At 33.4% G+C, this 16,568-nt stretch carries 14 protein-coding genes and 2 tRNA genes; 7 read left to right on the top strand and 9 right to left on the bottom strand.

Annotation, left to right across the window (positions count from 1 at the left end; genetic code table 11):
- Positions 1–24 precede the first annotated feature (24 nt).
- The 5 genes from AABD74_RS08665 to AABD74_RS08645 form a co-directional block, all read right to left on the bottom strand.
- Positions 25–2,262 carry a M1 family metallopeptidase gene (locus AABD74_RS08665; RefSeq protein ID WP_406845258.1) on the bottom strand — a complete coding sequence of 746 codons (2,238 nt, stop codon included), beginning with the start codon at positions 2,260–2,262 and terminating at the stop codon, positions 25–27.
- 66 nt (positions 2,263–2,328) lie between these two features.
- The gene (locus AABD74_RS08660) at positions 2,329–2,832 is read right to left on the bottom strand and encodes a DUF6702 family protein (protein ID WP_406845257.1); all 504 of its coding nucleotides are present in this window, start codon (positions 2,830–2,832) and stop codon (positions 2,329–2,331) included.
- On the bottom strand, positions 2,832–3,584 hold the full coding sequence (locus tag AABD74_RS08655) for a hypothetical protein (RefSeq protein ID WP_406845256.1): 753 nt from the start codon (positions 3,582–3,584) through the stop codon (positions 2,832–2,834). The genes AABD74_RS08660 and AABD74_RS08655 overlap by 1 nt, the downstream gene beginning before the upstream one ends.
- Positions 3,574–4,302 carry a carboxypeptidase-like regulatory domain-containing protein gene (locus tag AABD74_RS08650; RefSeq protein WP_232681595.1) on the bottom strand — a complete coding sequence of 243 codons (729 nt, stop codon included), beginning with the start codon at positions 4,300–4,302 and terminating at the stop codon, positions 3,574–3,576. Before AABD74_RS08650 ends, AABD74_RS08655 begins: the two co-directional genes overlap by 11 nt.
- The gene (locus AABD74_RS08645) at positions 4,289–5,056 is read right to left on the bottom strand and encodes a carboxypeptidase-like regulatory domain-containing protein (protein ID WP_406845255.1); all 768 of its coding nucleotides are present in this window, start codon (positions 5,054–5,056) and stop codon (positions 4,289–4,291) included. The genes AABD74_RS08650 and AABD74_RS08645 overlap by 14 nt, the downstream gene beginning before the upstream one ends.
- Positions 5,057–5,220: 164 nt before the next feature.
- Here AABD74_RS08645 and pepE point away from each other — a divergent pair, with 164 nt between their 5' ends.
- Positions 5,221–5,928 carry a dipeptidase PepE gene (gene pepE / locus AABD74_RS08640; RefSeq protein WP_406845254.1) on the top strand — a complete coding sequence of 236 codons (708 nt, stop codon included), beginning with the start codon at positions 5,221–5,223 and terminating at the stop codon, positions 5,926–5,928.
- Between the two features lie 130 nt (positions 5,929–6,058).
- Here pepE and AABD74_RS08635 read toward each other — a convergent pair.
- Together AABD74_RS08635 and AABD74_RS08630 are read right to left on the bottom strand one after the other, a co-directional pair.
- A tRNA-Gly gene (locus tag AABD74_RS08635) sits at positions 6,059–6,131 on the bottom strand.
- Positions 6,132–6,237: 106 nt separating this feature from the next.
- Positions 6,238–6,310, bottom strand: a tRNA-Gly gene (locus tag AABD74_RS08630).
- Between the two features lie 134 nt (positions 6,311–6,444).
- Between AABD74_RS08630 and AABD74_RS08625 the strand changes: the two genes are divergently transcribed.
- Both AABD74_RS08625 and AABD74_RS08620 read left to right on the top strand, forming a co-directional pair.
- Positions 6,445–6,882: a GNAT family N-acetyltransferase gene (locus tag AABD74_RS08625; protein ID WP_406845253.1), complete on the top strand. Its 438-nt coding sequence runs from the start codon at positions 6,445–6,447 to the stop codon at positions 6,880–6,882.
- A gap of 1 nt (position 6,883) precedes the next feature.
- Positions 6,884–8,467: a murein L,D-transpeptidase gene (locus AABD74_RS08620; protein ID WP_406845252.1), complete on the top strand. Its 1,584-nt coding sequence runs from the start codon at positions 6,884–6,886 to the stop codon at positions 8,465–8,467.
- Here the strand turns inward: AABD74_RS08620 and AABD74_RS08615 are convergent.
- Positions 8,456–9,181, bottom strand: a complete 726-nt coding sequence (locus AABD74_RS08615) for a murein L,D-transpeptidase catalytic domain family protein (protein WP_406845251.1) — start codon at positions 9,179–9,181, stop codon at positions 8,456–8,458. The genes AABD74_RS08620 and AABD74_RS08615 overlap by 12 nt on opposite strands.
- A 299-nt stretch (positions 9,182–9,480) precedes the next feature.
- On the opposite strand from AABD74_RS08615, the gene AABD74_RS08610 reads away from it, so the two are divergent.
- Positions 9,481–11,910 carry a DUF5916 domain-containing protein gene (locus AABD74_RS08610; RefSeq protein ID WP_406845250.1) on the top strand — a complete coding sequence of 810 codons (2,430 nt, stop codon included), beginning with the start codon at positions 9,481–9,483 and terminating at the stop codon, positions 11,908–11,910.
- A 140-nt stretch (positions 11,911–12,050) separates the two neighbouring features.
- The gene (gene gpmI / locus AABD74_RS08605; RefSeq protein WP_406845249.1) at positions 12,051–13,568 is read left to right on the top strand and encodes a 2,3-bisphosphoglycerate-independent phosphoglycerate mutase; all 1,518 of its coding nucleotides are present in this window, start codon (positions 12,051–12,053) and stop codon (positions 13,566–13,568) included.
- A gap of 191 nt (positions 13,569–13,759) precedes the next feature.
- On the opposite strand, the gene AABD74_RS08600 is transcribed toward gpmI, so the two are convergent.
- Positions 13,760–15,016 (bottom strand): DUF445 domain-containing protein, encoded by a 1,257-nt coding sequence (locus tag AABD74_RS08600; protein ID WP_406845248.1) that lies wholly within the window; start codon positions 15,014–15,016, stop codon positions 13,760–13,762.
- A 255-nt stretch (positions 15,017–15,271) separates the two neighbouring features.
- On the opposite strand from AABD74_RS08600, the gene map reads away from it, so the two are divergent.
- Both map and AABD74_RS08590 read left to right on the top strand, forming a co-directional pair.
- The gene (gene map, locus AABD74_RS08595) at positions 15,272–16,090 is read left to right on the top strand and encodes a type I methionyl aminopeptidase (protein ID WP_053472055.1); all 819 of its coding nucleotides are present in this window, start codon (positions 15,272–15,274) and stop codon (positions 16,088–16,090) included.
- A gap of 69 nt (positions 16,091–16,159) precedes the next feature.
- The gene (locus AABD74_RS08590; RefSeq protein ID WP_232681585.1) at positions 16,160–16,564 is read left to right on the top strand and encodes a GxxExxY protein; all 405 of its coding nucleotides are present in this window, start codon (positions 16,160–16,162) and stop codon (positions 16,562–16,564) included.
- The last annotated feature ends 4 nt before the right edge of the window (positions 16,565–16,568 follow it).

Raw genomic sequence — 16,568 nt, 5'->3', positions numbered from 1 at the left:
AAAAAGAGTCTTTTTAGTTTGTTCTTAGTCAAATTTTGATTTTTGCTCAACCTTTGGCCATGAATTATTAGTTACATCAATATCGGCCGTAAGTAATTTTGGATCTATCTGAATACTTTTTACAGCTTTTGTAGTTGCATAAACTTTTTTAGCTGTATCATTATTTTTTCTCCAGATTTGTGCAGGATATTGGTAATTATCTTTTGTTCCATCTTCATAAGTGATTTCAACAAGAATTGGCATAATCATTCCGCCCGGTTTGTCGAATTCAACTTCATAAAAATATTTAGGCGATTTAATACCAGCTTTTTCTTCAGCAGTAAAAGTCTGGTCAACATAATCAGCCAATGGTTTTACATCTTCTAATTTTAATGCTTTTTTGTTTGCAGCATTAACTTCTGGATTGTCTCCTGAAACTAAGTAAACAAAAGGGCCTTTTTCGAATCCAAAACGGCCTTTTCGTACTTTTACATCTTTAATATCAGCAGTTGGAGTTTCAGAAACATAATATTGTTTTACATCTTTAATTCCAATATCTACAAAATCAGTTGAATAAAACCATCCTCTAAAAAACCAGTCTAAATCTACCGCAGAAGCATCTTCCATCGTTCTAAAGAAATCCTCTGGAGTCGGGTGCTTAAATTTCCATCTGTTTGCATACGTTTTAAATGCATAATCAAACAATTCTCTGCCCATAACTACCTCTCTTAAAATATTAAGACCCGTAGCCGGTTTTCCGTATGCGTTATTTCCAAATTGATGAATCGTTTCAGAGTTAGACATAATTGGCTCTAAAAACTTTTGATCACCGCTCATATAAGGAACAATATTTTTTGCAGGTCCGCGTCTTGAAGGGAAAGTTGGATCTAATTCCTGTTCTGCTAAATATTCTAAAAATGAATTTAAACCTTCATCCATCCAAGTCCATTGACGCTCGTCAGAGTTTACAATCATTGGAAAGAACGTGTGCCCAACTTCGTGAATAATAACCCCAATCATTCCGTTTTTAACCTCTTTAGTCGTTACGCCATTTTCATCAGGACGACCAAAATTCCAGCAAATCATTGGGTATTCCATTCCCTGGTCTTCTGCAGAAACCGAAACTGCTTTTGGATAAGGGTAATCGAAAGTATGAGAAGAATAACTTTTTAAAGTATGTGCTACAACCATTGTAGAAGTTTCTCCCCAAAGCGGGTTAGCTTCTTTTGGATAAACAGATTCTGCCATAACAGTTCTGTTTCCAATTTTTACAGCCATTGCATCATAAATGAATTTTCTTGATGAAGCGATACCAAAATCACGAACATTTTTTGCGTTGAATTTCCACGTTTTTTTCTTTTCAGAAAAACCTTTTTCAGCTGCTTCAGCTTCTGCCTGAGTTACAATAACAACAGGTTTGTCAAATGATTTTTGAGCTTGTTCATAACGTTTAACTTGTTCAGCAGTAAAAACTTCACTTCTGTTTGTTAATTCTCCCGTTGCATCAATTACGTGATCAGCAGGAACCGTAATACTTACATCGAAGTTTCCAAAAGGAAGGGCAAACTCCCCGCTTCCCCAGAACTGCATATTCTGCCATCCCTCAACGTCATTGTAAACTGCCATTCTTGGGTAGAATTGTGCAATTACATATAATTTATTACCATCTTTTTCGAATAATTCATATCCAGAACGTCCGCCTTCTTTTCTGTAATTGTTGATATTATACCACCATTTTACCGAAAATGAAATTTTCTCTCCAGGTTTTAAAGGCGAAGCCAGATTAATACGCATCATAGTTTCATTAATGCTATAAGACATTGGATTTCCTTTTGCATCTTTTACCTGTTCAATATTAAAACCACGCTCTAAATCTTTTTTCAAATATTTTGCTGAAAAACCTTCAAGAGGCAACACCTGATTGATTTTTTCTCCTTCTGCCAAAGAAGTCTGTCCGTTAGCTCTGGCTTGGTTTTGATCTAACTGAACCCATAAATATTCTAAAGTATCTGGCGAATTATTAGAATATGTGATAGTTTCTGCACCCGTTAATTTTGAATTTTTATCATCTAATTCAATATCAATTTTATAATCTGCCTGCTGCTGGTAATAGGCCGGTCCCGGTGCTCCGGAAGCTGTACGAAACATATTTGGTGTTGCCAGCAAATCGTACATCTGGCTGAATTTATTTGTGTCGTACCTGCCTTGCTGCTTTGGTGTCGCAGCTTTTTCCTGAGCAACTAACATTGCAGGAAAAATTAATAATAATGAAAGCTTTTTCATAAAAGTCTAATGGTAATTTTGTCAGGGTGTGAAAATAACAATTAAAATATTATTTTAACTTATTAATTAATACTTTAACAATTCTTTCCTTGAAGATTCTGTAAAGAGAACACTTCTTTTAGTACCAAATGCTGAAATATGTGTAATATTCTGCTGTTCAGAACTCCAGTCTACAAGTATAGTATTTGAAATTTCGATCGTTTTAAATTTATCGATATCTTTTATTCGCGAATAACAGATTAACACATCACCTTCAACTTCTTTTGACAAAAAAGTAATAGGTTTTGCCTGTCCGTTTATTTTAATAGTGAAATTTTCAGCAAGGTATTTTTTAAGTAAGTCAAGGTCTGCCTGAGTTTCTTTTTCTGTTCCTACGAATGTTTTTTTATGGTATTTTTTCTCTATCCCATTATTCAAGTCATCTACAAAAATGCGGGATGTAATTTGAATCATTTTTTTCTCGGCAGCATAATCTACCTGAAAAACACCTACATAGAATTTATGAAATGCAAAGGAAGAAAGTGATAAAAACAATATCCCAATAAAAGGATAAATCAATATTTTTTTCATTATTGAGAGGCATTCACTTTTTTAAATTCAGCATTTTTGTTGATTAAAAAATTAATCAGCTCAAATTTTTGATCTTCTTTTAGATGTCTTTTAGATTCGGGATCGTTAGAACAAAACATCAAAAACAAGTCAACTTCGTCTTTTTTCAAGCCTAAGGTTTTAGTATAAAAATCAGGTTTAAAATTAGCTTTAGAATATTCAACAAAAGCAATGTCCGAGATTTCTTCTTCTTTTATTTCATCATTTTTTGAAAGAAGTTTTTTGACATCTTTAAAAATTCGAACAAAGTCCATTCCGTATTTAATAGTTTGATCAGAATACATCACCGTATTTTTTGCCGTTGATTGTTTATCATCTTCAAACTGCATATCAACATATTGCTGCGTATTGCTGTCTAATGATTTTACTTTTAAATCTTTACGAACCACAACTTCTTTTAATTCATTGCTAACCAAATCTAAAGCTACAGAAAAAAGTATCTGCGAGCAGTCTTTCTCTGTTAAAACAATTTTTTTAGACTGAAAAGCCAAACCGGTAAAAAGCAAAGTATCTTTTGGCTGTGCCAAAATATCAAACAATCCGCCGGGACCAATAAAAGTTCTGGATTTTGCATTGATATTCATAACATAGCCACTTTCTATAGAAAGTGATTTGTTTGTAACCTGACCGTGCAGCGACTTTCTTGAGCTATTTTGCCCAAGCATTATTTGACAAAATAAGCAAACAACGAATACTCCTAGTTTATTTTTCATTTTCAAGAATTATTAGATATTTTCGAGCTAACTCTGTTATTAAAAACATACTCATTGTTTTATTCTTTGTATTCAAAGATACGGCAAATTCGGCATCATCCACACAATATAATTGAAATCCTTTGATATCATCTGCCGGAATTTTTAATCTTTCCGTGTAATAATTTTCTTCAAAAAGATACTCAATTTTTCTAAAAAGCATCTCCTTTTTTTCCACATTTACCTCTTTTTTTAACATTGCGGTACGTCCGGAAATTTTATTGAGGATTTTATCTATAGAAGTCGAAGTTGCGGTATAAACTTTTCTTTCTGCAGGCGTATATGTTTTTTGACCATGCGGAACAATTCCTAAATTTTCAGCAGTAATTCCATAATTATCATTTACTTTAACTTCTTTCAATTCGATTTCTTTTGCCGTCATTTTAATCACAAGCAGACTTAAGGTTAAATCTTCAGCAGAAATTCGGAGTTTATACGGTTCTAAATTTACTGCCGAAAAAACCAAGACATCGCCTTCTTTAGCCATAATAGAAAATCTCCCATCTGCATCAGAAATAGTTGAAACTTGTGTGGTATTATTAACAATATTTACTCCGTCAACCGAAGTAGTTTTTTCGAAGATTTGCCCTAAAATTTCTTTAGAAGGTGCATTTTGCCCAAGACCAATTTGAACAAAAAATAGAATTAAAATTATATGTAGGGTATTATTTAACTTCACTCGCAATTATTTCTTTATACTTTACTGCTAATTCGCCTAGCAAAAATTCGGTTGAAGTTTTATTTTTAGAGTTTAAAATATTCGTAAACTGTTTATTTTCGACAGCATAATATTCAAAACCTTTTACATATTCGGCCGGAATTTTTAAGCGTTCCACAAAATGTTCAAGCGTAAACATTTTTTCTAAAAGTCTCATGAAAAATTCCTTCTTCTCTACTTCAACTTCTTTTTTCAGCATCGCTGTCCGGCCCGAGAAAAAGTTCAGCAAGGGATCTGCAGAAATTGATCCGCCAGCCATACTTCCGGCATTTGCCGTTGCATTTAATGCTGTTGCGGTATGTAATTTTCTTTCGGCTTCTGTATATGATTTTTGTCCCGCCGGAATAATCCCCAGAGAAACAGCATTTATATTGTCATATCTTTTTACGATAACTTCCTGCAATTGATGCACTACCAAATTCATTTTTACAGTAAAATTCAAATCGGTAAAATTTTCACAGGTAAGAGAAACTCTATTTTCTTTAAATTGAATGGAAGAAAAAATAAGCATATCATCTGGTTTTGCCAAAATAGAAAAGGCTCCGGATGCATCTGTAGTTGTCATAACTTCAGTTTGAGAATTGACAACATATACGCCTTCTAAATCATTTGTATTTGCAGTAATTTTTCCGTTTATAAGCGTACGTTCCTGATTTTGAGACCAGGAATTCTGACTTATAAGTGCAACTAAAAAAAATACAATATTCTTTGTCAAAACGAAAAATTTAGGAAATTATTAAAAAGGTAAAAATATCCTAATGTCTTCCAAATTTAGTATTAATGAGTTGGTAAAAATATGTTAATTAAACTCCAATTCATCAATTATTTTGGACAGACTTTTTTTAATATCTTTAACGAATTGAATTTGAGTTTAGAATTATGAAAAGCATTATCATCGCCAGCACATCTACCCTGCACGGCGGCAGTTATTTAAACTATATATTACCTGCATTACAATTACATTTTAAAAACTGTACCACTATTTTATTTATTCCGTATGCACGCCCCAGCGGAATATCACACGAAGAATACACACAAAAAGCTGCCGAAGCATTTGCATCTATAAATATTAAGCTTCAGGGAATTCATGAATTTGAAAGTCCTGAAAAAGCCATACAAAATGCCGAAGGAATATTTACGGGCGGCGGAAACACATTTTTACTTGTTACACAGCTATACAAAAACAATATAATGCAATTGCTTGCAGAAAAAGTTAAAAACGGAACTCCCTATTTAGGAACAAGTGCCGGAAGCAACATTTGCGGTTTATCAATGCAGACTACGAATGATATGCCAATTATTTATCCGCCGAGTTTTCAAACTTTAGGATTAATTCCGTTTAATTTAAACCCGCATTATTTAGATCCTGATGTAAATTCACAGCATATGGGCGAAACACGCGAAACCAGAATTAAAGAATTCCATGCTTTTAATGCAATTCCGGTTTTAGGTTTAAGGGAAGGAAGCTGGCTTGAAGTAAAAGGAAACAAAATAACCCTGAAAGGCTCTCTAAAAGCAAGACTTTTTAAGCAAAACCAAAATCCAGAAGAACTAGAACCAGAAAGCGATTTGAGCAACTTAAAATAATTTTTCCACCATATAAGTAATGTAAGTTCATTTAAAAAAGATTGACAAAAAACTTATAATAACTTATATCACTTATATGGTTAAAAAAAATCATAAAAAAAGCCTCAAAAAATGTTTGAGGCTTTTGAAGAGCGAAAGACGAGGCTCGAACTCGCGACAACCAGCTTGGAAGGCTGGAGCTCTACCAACTGAGCTACTTTCGCATTAACAGGGTGCAAATATAAATAATTAATTCTTTTTAAAAAACAAAAATCAAAAATTATTTAAGTTTGATAAAAAAACCGAAACAATTAAGTTCCGGTTTTTTAGAGCGAAAGACGAGGCTCGAACTCGCGACAACCAGCTTGGAAGGCTGGAGCTCTACCAACTGAGCTACTTTCGCATTGCTGGTGCAAATATAAAAAATAAGTTAAGTTCAAAACAAGCTTTTTGGCAAAAAAAATCAATTAAAATCAACAATTTCTTATAACCTATTTAAAATTAAAAAGTTATAAAATCAATTATTTTAAAAAAATCATGAATATTATTAAAGAAATCCCATCAAAAGAAACCTATATTGTTCGCCAGCCTGTTTTAAGAAAAGGCAGACCTATCGAAAGCTGCATCTTTGAGGGAGACGATTTAGACACGACACATCATTTTGGTTTATTTAATAATGAAGATTTAATAGGAATTATTTCGTTATTCAATAAAATCAATCCTATATTTGCCGAAAAAAGTCAAGCACAAATTCGAGGGATGGCAGTTTTAGAAACGCATCAGAAAAAAGGATTTGGAGAAGCTTTAGTTAAGCATTGTGAAACCTGCTGCAATGAAAACAAAGTCGATTTGATTTGGTTTAATGCTAGAACCGCCGCCGTTGGTTTTTACAGAAAAATGGGATACCAGCCCCTAGGTGAACCATTTGATATTAAAGATGTTGGCGAACATTATTTAATGTTTAAAAAATTATAAAATGAGGAAATTTTACTTTTTTTTATTGGTATTAAGTTTAATTAGCTGTAAAAAAGATGCTCCTAAACCGGCTCCAGCTGCAGTAAAAAAAGCACCGCCAATTATACTTACTGATGAACGAAAAGTAGAAGTTGATACAGCACTTTTAAGTACCTTTAAAAGTGAAACCCTTAAACAATTTTATACTTCATCTGAAAATAAAACTGTTTGGGGAAATCTAAAAAAGAGAACCTATGTATTATCTCAGCTGGAAAAATCTGAAGAATTAGGACTTAATCCCGAAGATTATAAAGCATCGCAGCTGGAAAAATTCGAAAAACGAATCAGCAGTCTAAACGATGCTGATTTAGCAACATACGATATTTTACTGACTTATAATTTCGAAAAATATTTAAATCATTTATATAAAGGAAAACTAGATCCTAAAAAATTGTATACAGATTGGGATTTAGATGAAAAACCATTTGATGTAAACAGTGTTCTTATTAATGCTTTTAATAAAAACAAATTAGACAGTATTGTTGAAAACATTCAACCTAAATCTATCATATATAAGCAGTTACTAAAATCTCTTGAAATCATCAATTCTTATCCTGACGAAGATATTACAACTATTGAATCTTTAAAGAAAATTACTTTAAACGACACAAACAATGCGGTAATCAATATTAAGAAGAAACTTTTGTTTTGGAAAGATATGTCTGGTAAAGACAGTTTAACTAATAAATACGACCAAAAAACTTTTGAATCGATTAAAAAATTTCAGGAAAGACATGGTTTAGCCGATGATGGTGTTATTGGACCTGGAACTATCAGCGCTTTAAACTATTCCAAAGAAAGAAGAAAACAGCAGGTTATTGCCAATTTAGAACGCTGGAGATGGTATCCTGCAGAATTTGCCGAAAATTATTTTATTATCAATATTCCGGATTACAGCTTAAATGTTGTCGAAAATCAGGACACAACTTTAGTTCGAAATATAGTGGTAGGAACAAGTAAAAGAAAAACACCTATTATTACATCTGTTTTAAAAACGGTTGTTTTTAACCCAACTTGGACTGTTCCGCCAACAATTTTAAAGGAAGATGTTGTTCCTGCAATGAAACGCAACCGAAATTATTTAGCAAAGAAAAATATAACGATTTACGACACATCTGGAAATGTGGTCGAGCCGCATGCCTGGAACGAAAACAAACCTAACAATTACAGATATGTTCAAAGTCCGGGTTATAATAACTCATTAGGATTAATGAAAATTTTGTTTCCTAATCACCACAGTGTTTACCTGCATGATACCAACCACAGAAATTATTTTGAACGCAACAATCGTTCATTGAGCTCTGGTTGTGTTCGTGTTGAAAATCCGCTTGAATTGGCTGAACATATTCTGGATGATCCTGAAAGGTTTTCTAAAGAAAAAATCGATACTATAATTGCCTCTAAAAAAACCATGAGCTTTAAAATTACCAAAAAATATGCTTTATATCAATGGTATTGGACGGCTTGGAGCAAAAAAAATCAGCTCATTTTTAGAGCTGATATTTATAATCTTGATTCAGATTTGTATGCTAAACTAAGAGATTAGTTTCTCTTCCATCGTAAAGCTTCTTGACGGATGGTAGATATACAAACATGATTTGTCTTTAATAGTTTGGATTATTTCATCTGTCAATTCAACAGGAACAGCAGGGCAGCCTTGGCTTCTGCCTAATCTTTTGTGATCTCTGATAAATGATTCAGATACATAATCAGCCCCATGCATCACAACTCCTCTTTCGCGGGCGTTGTCGTTTAAACCTCTTTCAAGACCGTCTAAACGTAATGAAGCACCATGTTTTCCTTGGTAGATTTCGCCAGTTGCATAAAAACCTAAACTACTTTTAAATGAAGAGTTTAAGTTAGAAAATGCTGATGCAAATTCTTCTCCGGTATTTCTTCCGTGAGCTACCAAAGAATTAAATAATACCGTATTTGTAGTCATATCAATTACCCAAAGACGTTTGGTATTTGATGAAAGACTAAAATCAATCAATGTCAGAATGTTTTTCTGAACAATCCCTCTTTCTTTCAAAAGATAAAATCCTTTCATTGCTTCAGTAAAAGTCCTAAGCTCAGGAAGTTTACAATTGTTTGAATTTAATGTATTATAAACATTTTCAATTTTTGCATCAACAGAAAGGTTTGTTTCAACTTTCGCAATACTTTTTGTTGTTGCAGGTTTTAATTCGGGAGTGTTTTTTGAATCTTTTCCAAAAGACAATAGAAAAAACACCAGCAGCGGGTAAATTTTGTAAATCATTGAATTTCTTTAGGTTAATAATAAATTTGGGTAGAGCAAAAGTATAAATTTTTGAAAATCATCAAAATAAAAGCCTGTAAATCAGGCTTTTTTTGCTTAAAATTTAACATTATTAACATAAAAAAGATCTTTCTGTAAGATTTTATCTCACGCTAAAAATCATAACATTTTAGTCACTTTTCTTAAAAAAAGCAGAATAAAATGGAAATTTTGAAACTTAAACTGTAACAAGTAGAACAAAATGCTGTCTATTATTTCTAAATTAAAGTACTTTTACAATCATTTTTGTTCGAATTTTCATGAAAAAACTTGTTTTTCTAACTCTTCTTTTATCTACTTTTTGGTGTTTCAGTCAAAAAAAAGCATTGCAGGCGAAATCTATTTCGCAAAACATTTCTATTGATGGAAAATTAAATGAAAACGAGTGGGAAAATGCTGCAACAGCCTCAGACTTTATCACCTTCGAACCAGATAACGGAAAAGCCGTTCCGGAGAATAAAAAAACTAATATCAAGGTTTTATATGATAATGATGCGATTTACATTGGCGCCATGATGTATGATGATGAACCTGATAAAATTTTAAAAGAGATTTCGCAGCGTGATAATTTTGGAACTGCAGATATCTTTGGGGTCTTTATAAACGGTTTTAATGACGGCCAGCAGGACTTTATGTTTTATGTTTCTGCTGCTGATGTTCAGGGAGATTGTATTATGACCGATGCAAATGGCGAAGATTATTCCTGGGACGCCGTTTGGATAAGTAAAGCTTCGATTATTGAAAACGGATGGGTTGTAGAAATAAAAATTCCATATTCGGCATTGCGTTTTTCACAGGAAAACAAACAGACCTGGGGAATTAATTTTTTCAGAGAAATAAAACGTACACGTTATAAATATACCTGGAACTTTGTTGATAGAAAAATTGGAACTTTTACGCAGCAGGCCGGGGTTTTAGAAGGAATTGAAAATATAAAACCTCCTACCCGATTGTTTTTTATGCCTTATGCTTCCTATTATTTAAATGCAGGAGAAGGACAAAAAACATACGGAACCGTAAAAGGCGGAATGGACATAAAATACGGGATCACCGATGCTTTTACTGTTGATGCTATTTTAGTTCCTGATTTTGGACAGACAAAATACGACGATCAAATTTTAAATTTAGGTCCGTTTGAACAGCAGTTCAATGAAAACAGGGCATTTTTTACCGAAGGAACAGATTTGTTTAATAAAGGAAATATGTTTTATTCGAGAAGAATTGGCGGTAAACCTTCTGTCGAACCAGATTTAAAAGACAATGAAGAAATTATTGAAACAGTACAAAACGTTAATCTTATTAACGCTTTAAAATTTTCAGGAAGAACTAAAAATGGTTTAGGAGTTGGAATTCTAAATGCCGTTACCGAAAAAACTTTTGCAACCATAAAAGATACTATTTCAGGCGAAACCAGACGTGAAGTTGTAGAACCGCTCACAAATTATAATGTTTTGGTACTGGATCAGCGTTTTAGAAAAAATTCATCGGTTACTTTTATAAACACAAATGTTACCAGAAATGGTCATTATAAAGATGCCAATGTAACTGGTTTAGCATGGGATTTAAATACTAAAGCCAATACTTACAGCTTGTTTGGAAATGTAAAATACAGCACAATAAATGATACCGAAGACACAAACGGTGTTTTCTCAACTGTTAGTTTTGCAGAAACAAGCGGTAATTATCGTTATAGTTTAGGAACTGATTTTGTCTCAAAAGATTTTGATCCAAATGATATGGGAATCAATTTCTATACTAATTATTACAATTTTTACGGAAATGCCAACTACAGAATTCTTAACCCAACTAAACTTTTTAATAGCTTCAAGATTGACTATGAAATGTATTCTGAATTCAATAAAGAATCTGGAAAAGTACAGGCAAACCGAATTGAAGCAGAAGTAAATTTAAGCACCGTAAAAAACAATTATTATGGAGGGGGTATTGAAATTTCTCCATTGGAATCGCATGATTATTACGAACCAAGGGCAGAGAACAGGTATGTTATAATTCCTAGAAAATTAGATGCTTGGGCAAGCGTTTCTACAAATTACAATCATAAATTTGCTATAGATTTTAATCCGTCAATATCCATCGCCGATGAGCCCGGAAGAGCAGCTTATGGTGCCGACATCAGTCCGCGATATCGCTTTAATGATAAGCTTCTATTAATTTACAGTTTTAGCTTTCTTAAAAGAAACAATAACAAAGGATACATTGACAGTTATGATGATGACGATAATGAAACCACTCCCGAAACTATTGTTTTTGCTAATCGTGACGTAATTACATACGCCAATACTATATCAGGAAAATATGCTATTAACAGCACTATGACACTTAATTTAGCCGTTCGCCAATATTGGTCTTCGGCAGAAAACAAAGATATTTTACAGCTTGAACCAGACGGGACTTTAGACCCATATCCGCAATATACCGAAAACAAAAACTCAAGTTTTTATTCCTGGAATGCAGATTTATCCTATTCATGGTGGTTTGCGCCCGGAAGTCAGCTTTCAGCTTTATACAGAAACAATGCCTCTAATTTTGAACGTATTATCGATAAAGATTTTAAACACAACGTAACAGGCTTATTGACTAATGACGCCTTAAAACACATTTTTTCTGTTAGCGTAAAATATTTTATAGATTATAACGCTGTCAAAAATAAGGTTAGAAAAAGAGCTTAGCGTGAATAAATTTTAAAAAATAAAGACTTCTGTAATTAAATTAATATTTTTTATCAGGCTTCATTTTATTAAATATAAATGTACCATTGCATTCTTGCAAAGTTTATAAATGGCTTATCTTTGTAAAAAACAAAAATGTAATGAACAAAAAAGTTATCCTTATGATTTTAGACGGTTGGGGAAAATCTCCTGACCCTAAAGTATCTGCAATAGACAATGCAAATGTTCCATTTATAAATAGTCTTTACAAAAATTACCCAAGCGCTCAATTGCGTACTGACGGTTTAAATGTTGGTCTGCCAGAAGGCCAAATGGGAAATAGTGAAGTTGGGCACATGAACCTTGGTGCCGGAAGAATTGTATATCAGGATTTGGCAAAAATTAATTTAGCCGTAGCTCACAAAACGCTTGCTAAAGAACAGGTTTTAGTTGACGCTTTTACTTATGCTAAAGACAACAATAAAAAAGTACACTTTTTAGGATTAGTTTCAGATGGAGGTGTTCACTCTCATACTTCTCACTTACGCGGATTAATCGATGCTTCTCAAGAATATGGTTTAGATCAGGTTTATATTCACGCTTTTACAGATGGACGTGATGTTGACCCAAAATCCGGAGCAAAATACATTCACGATTTAGATGAGTATATCAAAGATACTCCGGTAAAAATTGCTTCTGTCGTGGGGCGTTATTATGCAATGGACCGTGATAAACGCTGGGAACGTGTAAAACTAGCTTACGATTTAGTAGTTAACGGAGTTGGAACTCCATCAAAAAATGCAGTGGCAAGTGTTCTTGACAGTTATGCTAAAGATATTACTGACGAGTTTATCGAGCCGGTTGTAATGGTTGATGAAAACGAAAAACCTCTTGCGACAATTGTTGAAGACGATGTTGTAATCTTCTTTAACTTTAGGACTGACAGAGGACGTGAACTTACTGAAGCGCTTTCTCAGCAAGATTTCCACGAGCAAAACATGCACAAATTAAACTTGTATTATGTAACGCTTACAAACTACGACGAAACGTACCAAAACGTAAAAGTTGTTTACAATAAAGATAATATTACTGAAACCCTTGGTGAAGTTTTAGAAAAAGCGGGTAAAAAACAAATACGTATTGCTGAAACGGAGAAATATCCGCACGTGACATTTTTCTTTTCAGGCGGTAGAGAAACTCCTTTTGAAGGTGAATCTAGAATCTTGAGAAATTCTCCTAAAGTAGCCACTTACGATTTACAGCCGGAAATGAGCGCTTATGAACTTGCTGATGCTCTTGTTCCTGAATTGAACAAAGGTGAAGTAGATTTCGTTTGTTTAAACTTTGCAAATGGAGACATGGTGGGTCACACAGGAATTATGAGTGCAGCTATTCAGGCTTGTGAAGCAGTTGACGCTTGCGCGAAAAAAGTAATCGATGTTGCTCTTGCAAACGACTACACAACAATCGTTATTGCTGATCACGGAAACTGCGAAACAATGATCAATCCTGACGGAAGTCCAAATACCGCGCACACAACAAATCCAGTGCCGATTATTTTAGTTGACAAACAATTGAAAAATATTCAAGATGGTGTTCTAGGTGACATCGCTCCTACTATCTTAGAATTAATGGGAGTGCAGCAGCCAAATGCAATGACTTGTCATTCGCTTTTGTAAAAAACACTTAAATTATTTTTAAACCATATAAGTGATATAAGTTCATTTAATTGAAGCGCTAAAGCTTTATTAAACTTATATTTCTTATATGGTTTTTATTTTTATATACCCGTTTTGTCACCCTGAGCGAAGTCGAAGGCTTATGGAACCAAAAAGGGCTTCGAATTCGCTCAGCCTGACATTCGTGTTTTTTAACAAATAATAAAATAATGATAAAGCTGTTCAACACCATAAATCACAAGTCCGATTATACCGCCAACCAAAGTTCCGTTGATTCTGATGTATTGAAGGTCTTTCCCAATTTCTAGTTCCAGTTTTTCAGAAACCTCTTTTCCATCCCAGCTTTTTACTGTTGACGAAATTAAATCCCCTATTACTTTTTTATTGTTTAGAAGAACCGATAATAAATCGTTTTTAATAAAATTATTGATTTTGTCAATCATAATTGTGTCTTCTTTAATACCATTCCCGAAAGTTTGAATTAAACCCGAAACACTGTTTTTAATTGAAGATTCATCGCCTTTGTTTAAATCATTGGTTATCGAGAGTTTTATTTCATCCCAAATTCCATTGATGTAATCCTGAACTTCTTTTTTTCCGGCAAAATTCAAAATCATATCGTTGATTTTAATTCGCATTTCTTCGGAGTTTTTTACTTTCTCTAAAAAATTGAAAATATACTCATCAATTTTTTGGCGCACTGCGCTGTCTGGTTTTTTAGCTTCATTTAAAAAATCATGTAAACCATTAAAAACGCCTTCGGTAATACTTTTATCAGCCAGTCCAAAACTTAAAAACGGAGTCGAAGCTTTTACTTTCTGTCTGATTAAATCTTTATTATTAGTCAATTCGCTGCTCATCACTTCCAGAAGATTCGTCAGCATTTGATTTTTTAAATCCCCTTTTTGTAAAGGCTCCAAAGCAACAGCAACCCAGTCCCCAAAGTTTATTCCTTCCAGTTTTTCTTTGAATTGAGCCTGAATAAATCTTCTGACATCTTCGTCTTTTATCGTTTTTAAAATTCCGGGAACAATATTTACTGCAACAACATTGGCAATTTTATCTGCATTTTCTTCCTGCGAAAGCCACTCCGAAGCTTTTGAAGCAAAGTTGAATTCATCCAATTTAATTTCTAGCTTTTCCCTGTTTAGAAATTCTTCTGAAACAAAATTTCCGAGATTTTCTCCAATTTCATTTTTCTTCGTCGGGATAATAGCCGTATGCCAAATCGGAATCCCAAGCGGATGACGAAACAAAGCCACAACCGCAAACCAATCGGCAATTCCCCCAACCATTGCCGCTTCACTAAAAGCCTGTAAAATTGGAATTTTAAAATAAATAGCAATTATAAAAAGAAGCACGGCAAAACCTAAAAGCGCCAAAGCACTTGCCTGCATTTTTCTTAAAGCTTTTATTTTAACTATATCTTGATCCGTATCAGTTTCCATGATTATCTCATTTTACTACTAATTTATGGCTTTTTTCTGAGATATTAAACTAAAAGCACAGCTCATCGCAATGAAAGGGTTTGCCACGAATTACACAAATTTTCGCGAATTACTTTGTCTTTAAAAATTATTCCAAATTTTAGAATTCGTGCTAATTCGTGAAATTCGTGGCGAAAAAACCTAATTCGCGGCAAAAAAATTACTCAAAAAATAATATTAAAAATTGTACTTTTGCGAACTGAAAATCTGAAAAATATGATTATCCAAAAAACGAGAGAGGAAATCGAATTAATGCGCGAAAGTGCTTTGATCGTATCAAAAACATTAGGAATGATTGCTTCTGAAATTAAAGAAGGAGTTACTACATTATATCTGGACAAATTAGCCGAAGAATTCATTCGTGATCACGGTGCAGTTCCTAGCTTTTTAGGATTGTATGGTTTCCCGAATTCACTTTGTATGAGTCCGAATTCTCAGGTCGTACACGGAATTCCAAATAACACACCTTTACAAAGTGGTGACGTTATTTCGGTAGACTGCGGTGCATTCAAAAACGGATATCATGGAGATCATGCTTATAGTTTCGAAATTGGAGAAGTTGCTCCAGAAGTTAAAAAACTTTTGCAGATAACTAAAGAATCTCTTTACGTTGGAATTAGAGAATTTAAAGCCGGAAATCGCGTAGAAGATGTTGGAAATGCGATTCAAAAATATACGGAATCTCACGGTTATGGTGTGGTTCGTGAATTGGTTGGTCACGGTTTAGGGCAAAAAATGCACGAAGAACCAGAAATGCCAAATTACGGAAAACGCGGCCGCGGAAAACTTTTTGTTGAAGGAATGGTCGTTGCCATTGAACCTATGATTAATATGGGAACAAGAAACATCAAACAACATAAAGACGGCTGGACAATTACTACAGCTGACGGAAAAGCAAGCGCACATTTCGAACACGATGTGGCGTTAATCGATGGCAAACCAGAATTATTATCGACTTTTCAATATATCTACAAAGCTTTAGGAATTGAAAGTAATGAAGAAGACGAATTCAGAAAAGTGCCGTTAGTTTTATAGTTATTCCACAGAGATTCACAAAGATATACGCCAAGATTCACAAAATTATTTATTTTACAAGCCTTTTAAATGTTTGAAGAAAACAATGAATCTCGTAATAGATTAGATGCAATTACATATAAAATTATTGGTTTAGCGATTGAAGTTCACAAACAGCTTGGTCCTGGTTTATTAGAATCAGCTTATCAAGAATGTTTATATTATGAAATAGTAAATGCCGGCTTGACTGTTGAACGCCAAAAAGTTTTACCCATAATTTATAAAGACATAAAACTAGATCATGGATATCGAATTGATTTATTAATAGAAAACACGATTGTCATTGAATTAAAAACTGTCGAAGCTTTTAACGATGTACATTTTGCGCAAATACTAACCTATCTGAAACTTGGAAATTATCCATTAGGATTACTTATCAATTTTGATTCAAAAATATTAAAAAACAACATAAAAAGATTTATAAACACTTTGTGAAACT

The organism is Flavobacterium soyae, from assembly GCF_045348165.1.
GTDB classification, from domain to species: domain Bacteria; phylum Bacteroidota; class Bacteroidia; order Flavobacteriales; family Flavobacteriaceae; genus Flavobacterium; species Flavobacterium soyae.
Note: the sequence above shows the minus strand (reverse complement) of the source record. Positions and strands in the feature narration are given on the sequence as shown.

What these genes read in the sequence shown, in the direction of transcription:
- map (WP_053472055.1), top strand. Translation starts at nt 15,272, where the DNA reads ATGATTATCCAAAAAACGAGAGAGGAAATCGAATTAATGCGCGAAAGT.
- AABD74_RS08600 (WP_406845248.1), bottom strand. Translation starts at nt 15,016, where the DNA reads ATGGAAACTGATACGGATCAAGATATAGTTAAAATAAAAGCTTTAAGA.
- pepE (WP_406845254.1), top strand. Translation starts at nt 5,221, where the DNA reads ATGAAAAGCATTATCATCGCCAGCACATCTACCCTGCACGGCGGCAGT.
- AABD74_RS08665 (WP_406845258.1), bottom strand. Translation starts at nt 2,262, where the DNA reads ATGAAAAAGCTTTCATTATTATTAATTTTTCCTGCAATGTTAGTTGCT.
- AABD74_RS08660 (WP_406845257.1), bottom strand. Translation starts at nt 2,832, where the DNA reads ATGAAAAAAATATTGATTTATCCTTTTATTGGGATATTGTTTTTATCA.
- AABD74_RS08615 (WP_406845251.1), bottom strand. Translation starts at nt 9,181, where the DNA reads ATGATTTACAAAATTTACCCGCTGCTGGTGTTTTTTCTATTGTCTTTT.
- gpmI (WP_406845249.1), top strand. Translation starts at nt 12,051, where the DNA reads ATGAACAAAAAAGTTATCCTTATGATTTTAGACGGTTGGGGAAAATCT.
- AABD74_RS08610 (WP_406845250.1), top strand. Translation starts at nt 9,481, where the DNA reads ATGAAAAAACTTGTTTTTCTAACTCTTCTTTTATCTACTTTTTGGTGT.
- AABD74_RS08655 (WP_406845256.1), bottom strand. Translation starts at nt 3,584, where the DNA reads ATGAAAAATAAACTAGGAGTATTCGTTGTTTGCTTATTTTGTCAAATA.
- AABD74_RS08590 (WP_232681585.1), top strand. Translation starts at nt 16,160, where the DNA reads ATGTTTGAAGAAAACAATGAATCTCGTAATAGATTAGATGCAATTACA.
- AABD74_RS08625 (WP_406845253.1), top strand. Translation starts at nt 6,445, where the DNA reads ATGAATATTATTAAAGAAATCCCATCAAAAGAAACCTATATTGTTCGC.
- AABD74_RS08620 (WP_406845252.1), top strand. Translation starts at nt 6,884, where the DNA reads ATGAGGAAATTTTACTTTTTTTTATTGGTATTAAGTTTAATTAGCTGT.